The organism is Kitasatospora xanthocidica (assembly GCF_014656195.1).
GTDB classification, from domain to species: Bacteria; Actinomycetota; Actinomycetes; order Streptomycetales; family Streptomycetaceae; genus Kitasatospora; species Kitasatospora xanthocidica.
Window position 1 is genome coordinate 77,704 of record NZ_BNBY01000019.1, and the last position, 11,687, is coordinate 89,390.

General features: G+C 74.4%; 10 protein-coding genes. 5 read left to right on the top strand and 5 right to left on the bottom strand.

The annotated features are described in order from the left end of the window. Positions 1-138: 138 nt before the first annotated feature. The 3 genes from IE332_RS27815 (at position 139) to IE332_RS27825 (ending at position 3,333) form a co-directional block, all read left to right on the top strand. Complete coding sequence (locus IE332_RS27815) at positions 139-558, top strand: YciI family protein (RefSeq protein WP_189921563.1); 420 nt, start codon at positions 139-141, stop codon at positions 556-558. Then, positions 531-1,862: an RNA polymerase sigma factor gene (locus IE332_RS27820; protein ID WP_189921565.1), complete on the top strand. Its 1,332-nt coding sequence runs from the start codon at positions 531-533 to the stop codon at positions 1,860-1,862. The genes IE332_RS27815 and IE332_RS27820 overlap by 28 nt, the downstream gene beginning before the upstream one ends. Positions 1,863-2,526: 664 nt before the next feature. After that, on the top strand, positions 2,527-3,333 hold the full coding sequence (locus IE332_RS27825; protein ID WP_189921566.1) for an oxidoreductase: 807 nt from the start codon (positions 2,527-2,529) through the stop codon (positions 3,331-3,333). A gap of 444 nt (positions 3,334-3,777) precedes the next feature. Here IE332_RS27825 and IE332_RS27830 read toward each other — a convergent pair whose 3' ends face one another. After that, a complete protein-coding gene (locus IE332_RS27830; RefSeq protein ID WP_189921568.1) occupies positions 3,778-5,883 on the bottom strand; it encodes a SpoIIE family protein phosphatase in 2,106 nt (701 codons plus the stop codon). A 210-nt stretch (positions 5,884-6,093) separates the two neighbouring features. Here IE332_RS27830 and IE332_RS27835 point away from each other — a divergent pair, with 210 nt between their 5' ends. Both IE332_RS27835 and IE332_RS27840 read left to right on the top strand, forming a co-directional pair. Next, the gene (locus tag IE332_RS27835) at positions 6,094-6,474 is read left to right on the top strand and encodes a GvpU-like protein (RefSeq protein ID WP_189921570.1); all 381 of its coding nucleotides are present in this window, start codon (positions 6,094-6,096) and stop codon (positions 6,472-6,474) included. Positions 6,475-6,653: 179 nt separating this feature from the next. Continuing rightward, positions 6,654-7,487 (top strand): hypothetical protein, encoded by an 834-nt coding sequence (locus tag IE332_RS27840; RefSeq protein ID WP_189921572.1) that lies wholly within the window; start codon positions 6,654-6,656, stop codon positions 7,485-7,487. Between the two features lie 128 nt (positions 7,488-7,615). Here IE332_RS27840 and IE332_RS42265 read toward each other — a convergent pair whose 3' ends face one another. From IE332_RS42265 to IE332_RS27860, 4 genes are all read right to left on the bottom strand, one after another. After that, positions 7,616-8,434 carry an excalibur calcium-binding domain-containing protein gene (locus IE332_RS42265; RefSeq protein ID WP_308437608.1) on the bottom strand — a complete coding sequence of 273 codons (819 nt, stop codon included), beginning with the start codon at positions 8,432-8,434 and terminating at the stop codon, positions 7,616-7,618. Positions 8,435-8,568: 134 nt separating this feature from the next. Beyond that, the gene (locus tag IE332_RS27850; protein WP_189921574.1) at positions 8,569-9,462 is read right to left on the bottom strand and encodes an MBL fold metallo-hydrolase; all 894 of its coding nucleotides are present in this window, start codon (positions 9,460-9,462) and stop codon (positions 8,569-8,571) included. Continuing rightward, the gene (locus IE332_RS27855) at positions 9,455-10,354 is read right to left on the bottom strand and encodes an NAD-dependent epimerase/dehydratase family protein (protein ID WP_189921576.1); all 900 of its coding nucleotides are present in this window, start codon (positions 10,352-10,354) and stop codon (positions 9,455-9,457) included. The genes IE332_RS27850 and IE332_RS27855 overlap by 8 nt, the downstream gene beginning before the upstream one ends. Positions 10,355-10,456: 102 nt before the next feature. Continuing rightward, on the bottom strand, positions 10,457-11,485 hold the full coding sequence (locus IE332_RS27860) for a helix-turn-helix domain-containing protein (RefSeq protein ID WP_189921577.1): 1,029 nt from the start codon (positions 11,483-11,485) through the stop codon (positions 10,457-10,459). Positions 11,486-11,687: the final 202 nt, after the last annotated feature.

Sequence of the window (11,687 nt, forward strand, 5' to 3'; positions counted from 1 at the left end):
AACGGGAAACCACCGCGAAGACGCTCGTCGAAAAAAATTCTGCGCGGATACGTCCGCCGTGTCGATCCGCGGTCGCGCCGTTCGACCTGGGAGTGAGAGGGTCGACAGAACGACCCTCCCCGAACAAGGAGAACGGCCATGGCGAAGTACATGCTGATCATGCGGGGCACGGACGAGTCCGTGGCCAAGATGATGGAGACGCCCTTCGAGGAGATGCTCGAAACGGTGGGCCGCTTCAACGAGGAGCTGATCCGGGCGGGCGTGCTCGTCGCCGCCGAGGGGCTGGACGACCCGTCCCAGGGCGTGGTGGTCGACTTCGACGGGGAGACCCCGGTGGTCACCGACGGCCCGTACGGTGAGACGAAGGAGCTGTTCGGCGGCTTCTACCTGATCGACGTCGCCTCCAAGGAGGAGGCGGTCGAGTGGGCCAAGCGGCTCCCGGCCGTCGCCGGCTCGAAGTGCGAGGTCCGCCGGGTGCCCGGTATCGAGGAGTTCCCGCAGGACAACGAGTGGATCGTCAAGGAGCGGGCGTGGCGCGAGCGGACCGGCCAGCTGTGACACCCGAGGCCGCCGACGGCCCGCCGGTCGCCGAATCGGCGCGGCGGGCCGTCGAGGCCGTCTGGCGGATCGAGTCCGCACGGATCGTCGGTGCGCTGGCCCGCTACACGGGGGACTTCGCGCTCGCCGAGGACGTCGCGCAGGAGGCGCTCGCGGAGGCGCTCGTCGCCTGGTCGCGCGACGGGGCGCCGGCCAGTCCGGTGGGCTGGCTGCTGGCGACCGCCCGGCGGCGGGCCATCGACGCCTTCCGCCGCAGGTCGGCGCTCGACGAGCGGTACGCCGCGCTCGCCGGCCCGCTGGCCGACGGCGAACTCAGCTCGGGCGCGGCCGGCGCGCCCGAGCGGGCCGACGACCTGCCGTGGGACCCCGACCGGGTCGACGACGACGTCCTCGCGCTCATGTTCACCGCCTGCCACCCGGTGCTCTCGCCCGAGGCCCGGGTGGCCCTCACCCTGCGCGTGGTGGCCGGGCTGTCCAGCGAGGAGATCGCCCGCGCCTTCCTCGTGCCCGTACCGACCGTCCAGGCCCGGATCACCCGGGCGAAGAAGACCATCGCCGCGGCGCACGTCCCGTTCGAGCTGCCGCCGCCCGAGGACCGGCGCGAGCGGCTCGGCGCCGTCCTGAGCGTCCTGTACGTCATCTTCACGGAGGGCTCGACGGCCACGGCCGGCGAGGACCTGCTGCGCGTCGACCTCGCGTACGAGGCCGTGCGGCTGGCCCGGATGCTGGCCGCCCTGCTGCCCGCCGAGCCGGAGGTGTACGGCCAGCTCGCGCTGTTCGAACTCACCGCCGCGCGCTTCCCGGCCCGCACCGGGCCCGACGGAGAGGCGGTGCTCCTGGAGGACCAGGACCGCCGCCGGTGGGACCGCTCGGCGATCCGCCGGGGCCTGGCCGCGCTCGGCCGGGCCTCGACCCTCGGGCGGGGCCTCGGACCGTACGGTCTGCAGGCCTCGATCGCCGCCTGCCACGCGACGGCGCCCTCGGTACGGGAGACCGACTGGGAGCGCGTCGTGCTCCTCTACGAGGCGCTCGGCCGGGTGGCCCCCTCACCCGTCGTCGAGCTCAACCGGGCCGTGGCCGTCGCGATGGCGAGCGGGCCGGAGCAGGCGCTGCGCACGGTCGACGAACTGGCCGTCTCCGGCCGCCTGTCGGGGTCGCACCTGCTCCCGACCGTACGCGGCGAACTGCTCACCCGGCTCGGCCGCACCGCCGAGGCCCGGGCCGAGCTGGAACTCGCCGCCCGGCTGTGCCGCAACACCCGCGAGCGGTCCGTACTGCTGCGCAAGGCGGCCGCGCTGGGGTGACGTCCTCGTGGGGCGGCCCCGGCGGACCGCCGGGGCCGGCCACGGCCCCCGAGGACCCGTTGTTCACGCGTCACAGGTGGGCGCCGTTCACACGGCGGCGCGCGCCTGGTCGAGGTCCACGACCTCACCGTCAGGCCCGAACTGGTCCAGGTCGCCGCCCGGCGCCTCGATGCGTCCGGCGGCGGCCGGACCGCCGGCCTTCACCGGGTCGAACCCGGCCGCCCGGATCAGCCGCTCGGCCGTCGCCGCGGCGCGCTCGCGATCGCGTCCTGCACGGAGGCGGCGCGGGCGAGCGGCGCGGGCGAGCGGCCCTAGCTCGTCCGCGAGTTGAACTTTTCGTGGCGCGGATTGGTCACCCGCACGGGCGCGCCGCCCGGTCGGCAGCCGACGCCGCTTCCGCCGCAGGACCGAGGGGCTGCCCCGGGCTCGGTGTCCGGCAGGACGACGGATCGGACGGGACCGGACAGGCGAATCAGCACCAACGCTTGGGTGTGTCCCCGGTCCGAGGGCGCCGAGCGGCCCGCCGACCGGCGGATGCTGGGGGCTTCACCCCCTCGCTGGAAGGCACCGTCATGAACGAACCGCACCCCGTCATCCCGCGGTACCGGCGCTCCGGTGCCGTCGCCGCCGTCCCGGCGCGGCCGCGGAGCCTGGCGGGCACGCGGTGAGCGCGGCCCGCTTCGACCTGGGGCTCGCCGGGCAGCGCGTCGTGGTCACCGGCGCCGGCCGCGGTATCGGGCTCGCCGTCACCGAGGGCTTCCTGGCCGCCGGGGCCCGGGTGGTCGCCGGGAGCCGGGGACGCACCGACGCGCTGGACGAGCTGATCCGGCAGGGTGCCGAGCTGACCGTCGTGGAGGTCGACCTCGCCACGCCCGAGGGCCCCGCCGAGCTGGTCGCCGCCGCGGTCGCCGCGCACGGGGGCGTCGACGTCCTGGTGAACAACGTCGGCGCGGTCCGGCCCCGACTCGACGGCTTCTCCGCCATCACCGACGCGGACTGGGACTGGACGCTCACCCTCAACCTCATGACGGCGGTACGGGCCACCCGTGCCGCGCTGCCGCACCTGACCGCCGCCGGCGACGGCAGGATCGTCACCGTCTCCTCCCTCAACGCGCGGCTGCCCGACCCGCTGGTCCTCGACTACAGCGCCGCCAAGGGCGCCCTCACCAACTTCTGCAAGGCGCTGTCCAAGCAAGTCGGGCCGCAGGGCGTCCGCGTCAACTGCGTGAGCCCCGGCCCGGTCGAGACCGCGCTGTGGAAGGGCGCCGAAGGCATGGCCGCGACCGTCGGCCACCGTCTCGGCGTCGATCCGGACGAAGTCGCCAGGAACGCCGGGGCCCAGGCCGCGACCGGCCGCTTCACCAGGCCGACCGAGGTCGCCGACCTCGTCCTGTTCCTCGCCAGCCCCCGCTCCGGCAACGTCACCGGCGCGGACTTCGTCATCGACGGCGGCATGATCGACGGCCTCTGACCCCGCGCGGCATCAACCGCCACCGGAACCGCACCGCGAACACCCCCGCCGCACTCCGCTCGATCCGCGTCACCCGCCCCGACCGCGCCCCGGTCCACGTGACCGACTCCAGGAGCCCGCACTTCTTCACGCTGGAGTGCGGTGCCTTCGCGGTCGCGGTGCCCCGGAGCGGGTCAGGCGCTTCTGCACCCGCGCCGCCGCCGGGGCGTTCCTCCGACCCGTCCCGTCGACGTCGGCGGGATCGCCGACGACGCCCTGTCACTGCCCCGGGTCCAAGTGATCGACCTGATCAACACCGCCTATCGGGAGTCGGGTATGCGGGCCTTCCACTGACGCCGGTCCGGTCGGCTCTCGGGATCCCGCTCACCGCCATCAGCGCGCGGACGTCGGCCGTGACCTCGCCGAGGCCCCAACTCACGGGCTCCGCCCCGTCCGTGTGCCGGATCACCCGCCCGTGGCCCCGGCCGCCTGCGGCAGCGGCAGGACCCGGGCGACGAGGAGGGCGATGTCGTCGTTGCCGCCGCGGTGGCGGAGGGCGCCGAGGAGGAGGTCGCAGGTCTCCTCCGGGGATCTGCGGGGCCCGCCGAGGAGGTCGGTGAGGGCCGCGAGCCGTACGTCGATGTCGTGGTCCCGGGTCTCCACCAACCCGTCGGTGTAGAAGACGACTTCGTCCCCGGTCGCGAGGTCGACCGGGGTGTCGTCGAAGGCGACGCCGCCGACGCCCAGGGGTGCGCCGGTCGGCAGGTCGAGCAGGGCCGGCGGGCGGCCCAAGCGGGTGTGGACCGGGGGCAGGTGACCGGCGTTGGCGATGCGGCAGCGGTGGTGGCGGGGATCGTAGAGGGCGTAGACGCAGGTGGCGATGGATTCCCCGAGGCCGGCGGCGATCCGGTCCAGGTGGGTCAGCACGGCGGCGGGCTCCAGGTCGAGGCCGGCCAGCGTCCGTGCCGCCGTACGGAGTTGGCCCATCGTGGCGGCGGCGGTGATGCCGCTGCCCATCACGTCGCCGACGACCAGGGCCGTCCGGTCCGCGGGCAGCGGGATGACGTCGAACCAGTCGCCGCCGACCTCGCCGACGCCGGGGGCCGGCTGGTAGCGGTAGGCGACCTCCAGCCCGGGCGGCTGCGGCGGCGGGCCGGGCAGCAGGTGCCGTTGGAGGGCGAGCGCGGCGTGGCGCTGGCGCTGGTACCAGCGGGCGTTGTCGATGGCGACGGCGGCGCGGGCGGCCAGTTCACCGGCCAGGACCACGTCGTCGTGGTCGAACGGCTGCTCGGTGCGGGCGCGTTTGAGGTCGAGTGCGCCCAGGACCCGGCCGCGGGCGCGCAGCGGCACGGCCAGGTAGGAGTGGATCCCGGCCTGGCGGAGCAGTTCCACGCCCTCCTCGTCGCGGGCGATGCGGGGCAGGTCACGGTCGGTGACGTGGGCCAGCAGGACCGGACGGCCGGTCCGGACGCAGCGGGCGACCAGCCGGGTCGCGTCGTAGCGGGCGATCTCCCCGACCGGGTCGGCGGCCTCGGCGGCGGGCGTGGGGTGGGCGGCCTTGACCGCGAGGGCCCGGAACAGGGCCGGGCGGTTGCGGTCCGTCGTCGGCTCGCTGTCGGTCAGGACGTCCTCCAGGATGTCGACGGCCGCGATGTCGGCGAACTCCGGCACCAGGACGTCGGCGAGCTCGCGGGCGGTCACATCGAGGTCGAGCGTGGTGCCGATCCGCTCGGAGGCGTCGGCGATCACGGTGAGGCGTCGCCGGGCCGCCGCCGCGGCACTGGCCGCCCGGTGCTGCTCGGTGACGTCGAGGACCGAGACGGCGACGCCGAGCACCCGGTGGGCGGGGTCCTCCAGCCGGTAGAAGGACCCCGACCACGCGTGTTCGACCCCCGGGTCGGCGGGGGTGCGTCCGGTGGTGAACTGGTTCAGCAGCGGCCTCCCGGTGGCCAGCACCTCCCGCATGGCCGCCTCGATGGCCGCGGTGTCCAGGAACGGCAGGGCCTCCCGGACGGTACGGCCCAGGCACTCGGCGGCGGGCAGGCCGTTGATGCGCTCCAGCGCCGGGTTGACCAGGACGAAGCGCAGGTCGGTGTCCATCAGCGACAGCCCGATGGGCGACTGCTCCACCAGGCGCAGCGACAGCGCGAGGTCCCGCTCCAGGCGCCGCAGCGTGGCCTGGTCCGAGGCCAGGCCGAGCGCGTAGAACCGGCCGTGCTCGTCCTCCAGGCGCATGTTCCGGAACTCGGCGAGCAGCGTGGACCCGTCCTTGCGCCGCACCGGGAAGACCCCGGCCCACGCCCCGCCGCCGGCCATCACCCGCGCGAACAGCTCCAGCACCAGGTCCAGGTGCCGCTCGTCGACCAGCACCCGGGCGGCAGGGCGCCCGAGCGCCTCGGCCGCCGGATAGCCGAACAGCTCCTCGGCCTGCGGACTCCACAGCGCGATCCGCCCCTCCGCGTCCAGCACCACCGCGGCGACGCCCAGGACGTCCAGCAGGCCGCCGGCCTGCATCGCCGGATCCCGCCCCGGCGGCGCGGCACCCGGCTGCCCCGCGTGTCCGGCTCCCATCCGGCCACCTCCTCCCGCCACGCTCGAAGGGTCGGATCCACTCCATCGTCCCGCCTCGAACCCCGACCGCCAGCCGGGCGGATCCGGCCCGCGGGCGGACCTGGCCTTCGGGCCCCACTCCCCCGTGCCGCACAGCGCGCGGGCCGGGCCGGACGGGCGGGTTGCCGCATCACCGTCCGGCCGGTCCCGGCGGGCACTATCCTCGGGTGCATGCCGAGCCCTGATGCGCTGCTTGTCGACATCGCCGCCATGGTGGAGTCCGAGCGCAGCAACCAGATGCCCCTGACCGTGGTCGTCCCGGGAGCGGTCATCACCGGCCGTCTGGCGCCGGAACGCCTGTGGCACGAGCGGGTGGCCGAAGTCCTGGCCGCCTCCGACCACCTGAAGCCCTTCGCCGCGCTGTTCACGGCACCCGCCGCCGAGGGCGGAGAGACGGGTCCGCGCCCCGGCCGCCCCACCCACCTGCACCTGCACGTCGCCCGCATCCTCCAGGGCAGCTACGGCCTGCCGCACACCGGGGGCATGTACCGCATCGCCATCGCCGACGTGAGCAGCTGGACCGTGGGAGACCTCAGCTACTCCGACCAGTGACACCTCGGCCGCCGGCCCCCACCCGGGCGCGGGCCGGCGGCCGCACCCGCGCCCGGGCGAGGCGCCGGAGTGATCTGTTCGAATCGTCCGGGTGAGGGGCCGGGGCACGACGACCGGAGGCAGCAGCGGAGGGGATACGGGAGACACCCCTGCTCGTCCCCGTTCCCCCGGAGGAAGCGTTGAGAAGAACGCGAGCCCTGACCGTACTGATCGCCCTGATCCTCTCCCTCGCGGCGCCGCCCGCCGCCGCCCGGGAGTCCGGCCCTCCCCCGGCGCGCCCGCCCGCCGCGCCGGCGGAGGTACTCACCCAGGTCATCGGTGATCCGGTGGCCGTGCCCCGGAGCAACGTCCACGTCTTCTACGAAGCGAGCGTGACCTGCCCGGCCGGGCAGACCCCGACCGGCGGCGGACCGAAGGTCTCCCCCTACGACAACCCGCTGGAGATGATCAGCTCCTACCCCCGCGGCAACGGCTGGGTCGTCACAGTGGACGGCGGATCGGACGTCGACGCGACCCTGTGGGCGACGGTGATCTGTTCCACGGAGCCGCACACCCAGGTCTCCAACGGGCCCGTCACGATTGCGCCGCAGAGCGAGGGCGGCCTCTCGGCGACCTGCCCGGCCGGCCAGTACGCCACCGGGGGCGGCGGGCTCGTCGACCTCGGAGTCGTCCATGTCTACGAGTCCTTCGCCGGCGGGAACGAGGCGAACGACCGCTGGACCTACTACATCAACAACCCGGCCGGTAGGCCCCTGGAGTTGAGGCCCTTCGTGATCTGCTCGACCTCGCCCCATCACCACTACTGGGGCGACGGCACGAAGCTCCCCTTCTCCCACGGGACCGCCCACGACCTGAAGTACTGCCCGTCGGGCACGGTCACCGGCGGAGGCGCGCTCGCCATCGGAACGGCGGTCTACGAGTCCAGCTTCTGGGGCAACGGCTGGCTGGCCCAAGCCGTGAACTACTCGGGGGACCATCCGGAAGTGCGCGCGAACGTGGTCTGCAAGGACTGAGTCGAACGGATCGATACGGAGTGGGAAGTCAGCGGATCCGACGTCCCACTCCGTCGTTGAAGCCCGTCATCAGCACATGAGACGGCCCGGCGGCGAGAGCGCCGCCGGGCCGCTGGTGCGTCGTGCGGTCACTCGCAGGCGACGCCGTCGCCGTCGCGGTCGAGTGCCGGGCGGTAGCCCGCGTCGCCCCGGTGCAGCGGGGCCGCCCCGGCCGCGCGGGCCGCGGCGCAGTTGGCGTAGTACGCCGCGCCGCCGCCGGAGGACGAACCGCCGCCGGTGCCAGCGCTGGTGGAGCCGCTGGTGGAGCCGCCCGAGGTCGTGCCGCCGGTCGTGGACCCACCCGAGCCACCGGTCGTCGAGCCCCCGCTCGTGGACCCTCCGCTCGTCGAGCCGCCGGTGGAGCTCTTGCCGGAGTGGGGTTCGCAGGCGACGCCGTCGCCGTCCGCGTCGAGATCCGGGCGGTAGCCCGCGTCGCCGCGGTGCAGCGGGGCCGCTCCGGCCTTCTCGGCCGCCGTGCAGTTCTCGAAGTAGACGGCGGTCGGCGCGGCCGGGGTGGGCGTCGGCGCCGGGGGCAGCACGGGGGGCGGAGTCGGGGTCGGGGTCGGCGTGGGCGTCGGGGTGGGCGTGGGCGTCGGGGTGGGCGTCGGGGTCGGCGTGAGCGTCGGGACCGGCGCCATCGCCGCGGCGGGCGTCGCGGTGGCCGCGGCCGGCTGGGCCGAGGTGCCGGGGTTGGGCTTCGGGTCCGCCAGGACTGCCGCCAGCCAGATCAGGCAGTAGATCCCGCCGATCACGCTGACCGCGATCTTCACGGGCCGCTGCCAGAGCGAGGTCCACACCAGCGCCAGACCGATGGGCGGCACGAAGAGCAGGGCGATGACGATCACCGCGGGTCGACGCCACCACGGGCGGGCGGGAGCGGCGGCCGGCGGCGGGTACGCGTAGGTCATTGCGCCATCAGATCACCGCCTGCACACCTCCCGAGCCAAAATAGATCACATTTCAACTACAACCGGGCCGGACTCCGTGCCCCGGCCGCCCGGTCCCCTGTGCCGGGCGGACGGGACACGGAGTCCAGTGGTCGTCAGGAGTGGGCTTCCGCCGGCCGTCCCTGTTCGAAGCGGAGGTAGCGTTCGACCGAGCGGGCCAGGACCCCGTTGCCGTCGGCGGCGACGACGCCGTCCCACCAGGCGCCGTAGATCCGCTCGAAGCGGTAGCCGCCGAGCAGTTCGCCGGCGGCGCGCACCGCGTCGGGGCGCTCCGGGATGTGGTTGGCGTAGCTGTACATGATGCTGACCCAGCGGCGGTCCGGGCAGACGTTGACGACGTCGCCGCTGAACAGCGCGCCCTCGCCGGTGCTGTCGTGCATGACCGTGCTGCCGGGGAAGTGCACGCCCGGGTTGATCAGCGTCAGTTCGTCGGTGAGCCGGTGGGTCCGTCCGTTCCAGAACCGGATGGCGGGGTCGGGGCGGGCGACCCACCGGCGGTCGGCCTCGTGCAGGTGGACGGGGGCGTCGAAGGCGTGGGCCCAGTCGACCATGGCGGAGTAGAAGTGCGGGTGGCTGACGGCGATCGCGCTGATGCCGCCGAGCGCCCGCACCTCCTCGATCATCGCGTCGTCGAGGTAGGGGACGCAGTCCCACAGCACGTTGCCGGAGGGGGTGCGCAGCAGCAGTGCGCGCTGGCCGATGGCGAAGGAGGGGGTGCAGCCGATGCCGAGGACGCCGGGGCCCTGTTCCTCGAAGCGGCCCTGGTGGCCCTCCTCCCGCAGCTCGGCCAGGCTGGTCCACCGCTGGCCGTCGGGCCTGACGTACTGGCGCTCGTCCAGGCAGACCGGGCAGTCGGGGCGCGGGGCGGCGTACTGGGTACCGCAGGTGCGGCAGACGGGCAGGGTGAGGCCCGCGAGTTCGGTGCGGTCACTGAGGCTGCTGGGGCCATCGAGGCCGCTGGGGTCATTGGGGTCATTGGGGTCAGCCACGGTCGCCTCCGGCGGCGTCGGTCAGGTCGGTCTGGTCGGTGAGGTCGGTCAGCGGGTGCGGGCGGACGGGCCGCCAGCCGAGTTCGGTGACGGCTCGGCGGCCGGCGACCACCTGATGGAGGGCCAGGGCCTCGGCGAACGGCGCGCCCACCGCCTCGGCGGCCCGCTCCACCGGCCAGGGCTCGGCCCGGCCGGTGCCGCCCGCGGCGACGTCGGCGGCCGCGGCCAGGGCGGCGACCGGCACCGCCCGGTGGGCCACGCCGTGCAGCACGCTGCCGGCCTCGGCCTTGGTCAGGGTCAGCGCGAACAGGTCGGCGAGGTCGTCCACGTGCACCATCGGCCAGCAGGTCGCCGCCGAACCGACGTAGCGGCCCGTGCCGTGCTCGCGCGCCCAGCCGGTCATCAGGCCGGGGATGCCGCCGCCGCGGCCGTACACGATGCCGGGCCGCACCACGACGGCCCGCACCTCGTTCCCGGTGCTCGCCAGTACCCGCCGCTCGATCCGCGGGCGGTGGCCGACGATGGGGATCGCGTTCACCGGCGCGTCCTCGTCGACCGCCTCCGCGCCGGTGGCGCCGAGCACCCACACGCCGCTGGCGTAGACGAACGCCCGGCCGCTGCCGTGGAGTTCACCGGTCAGCGCGTCCGCGGCCGCCGCGTCCACCGCCTCGTCGCCGGTCGGGGTGGCGAGGTTCAGGACGGCGTCGATGTCGTCGGTGACGGCGGCCCGCAGCGAGTCCGGGTCGGCCAGGTCGCCCACCCGTACCGGCACCTCGGGCGCGAACCGGCCCGCGTCCCGTACGAAGTGGACCACCTGGTGGCCGTCCGCCGTCAGCCGCCGCGCCACCGCCGATCCGACGTAGCCGGTGGACCCCAGCACAAGTACCTTCACATCCGCTCCCGTTCGCGTTCCCGATCGCAGGCAGCCGGCGGCCGCCCGTACGGTGGGCACCCGGTACGGACGTCGCTTCGGCGCTGCCGACGCCAGGAGAATCTAGGGCCGTTCCTTCGACCCCGGTCGACCTTGCGTGCGCGATCGCTCGACTCCGCGTGCACCGTCCGTGCCCAGGGCGCGCCGGCGGTGCTCGGTGGGCGTGCGCCCGAACTCCTGACGGAAGGCGCGGCCGAAGACGGTCGGACTGGTGAAGCCGGAGCGGACGGCGATCGTCTGGACCGGCAGGTCGCGCAGCTCGGGGCGGGCGAGGTCGTCGCGGCAGCGCTCCAGCCGGCGGCGCCGGATGAGGGCCGCGACGCCCTCGGGCTCGTCCCGGAACAGCGCGTAGAGGCTGCGCAGCGAGACGTTGAGGCGGGCGGCGACCACGCCGGGGGTGAGTTCCGGGTCGCCGAGGTTGCGTTCGATGAAGGTCTTGGCCTGTTCCAGGGCGGCGCGGGCGCGCACCTCGGGCCCGGTGGCCGCGAGGGCGCCGAGCTGGTCCGCCAGGTAGGCCGTGGCCAGGTCGAGGGCCACCCGCCCGAGCACCGGGAGCTCCTCGGGCCGGCAGTCCGGGCCGTTGTCGCGCACGCTGGTCATGAAGTCGGCCATCACGGCGCCGAGCCCGGTCCGGGGCAGCCCGGCGACCACCAGCCGGTCGGCCCGCTCGGCCCGGAGCGCCAGTTCCGACCTCGGGATCTGCAGCATGACCACCCGGGTCGGGCGGTCGTCACCGCTGTTGTCGCAGGCCAACGGAGCCGAGGTGTTGGTGAGGACGAAACCGTCGACGACCGGCCCGGACTCCCGCCCGAACTGGCAGGTCCTCATCGCGCTGACCTCGACCAGGGCGAGCTGGTACTGCTCGGGATCCCCGCGCCTGATGTGGGCCGGGGTGCGGCGCGACCGCAGCGGCGAGAACTCGTACGCCGACAGCTTGGCCGTCCCCAGGTCGAGCTCCCCCAGCCAGGCGTCGAAGTCCCCCGCCCGCTCGGTGTCGATCGCCACGGGCATCAGATCCGTGGACACCGTCTCGGTGAACCACTCGAACCTGTCCTCGACCGGCACGTCGGCCGCGGACACACTCGTCCACATCCCCACTCCCCCCGTATCACAACGATCTTGATGATACGTCCGGCGAACGGGCGGACGGGCTGACGGGCTGACGGGCGGGCTCCGGACGGAGGGGTATCGCCACTCCACTCTTTGCTACTGGCCGGTAATTTGGCTGATCATCATCTCCTCTGCGGCTTCATCAGCTCGCTAGGCTCCGGCAGTCGAGCGGTTCGAGCACAGA

Excerpts from the sequence above, each read along its gene's own strand:
- IE332_RS27815 (WP_189921563.1), top strand. The coding sequence starts at position 139 with ATGGCGAAGTACATGCTGATCATGCGGGGCACGGACGAGTCCGTGGCC.
- IE332_RS27830 (WP_189921568.1), bottom strand. The coding sequence starts at position 5,883 with ATGGGAGCCGGACACGCGGGGCAGCCGGGTGCCGCGCCGCCGGGGCGG.
- IE332_RS27835 (WP_189921570.1), top strand. The coding sequence starts at position 6,094 with ATGCCGAGCCCTGATGCGCTGCTTGTCGACATCGCCGCCATGGTGGAG.
- IE332_RS42265 (WP_308437608.1), bottom strand. The coding sequence starts at position 8,434 with ATGACCTACGCGTACCCGCCGCCGGCCGCCGCTCCCGCCCGCCCGTGG.
- IE332_RS27860 (WP_189921577.1), bottom strand. The coding sequence starts at position 11,485 with ATGTGGACGAGTGTGTCCGCGGCCGACGTGCCGGTCGAGGACAGGTTC.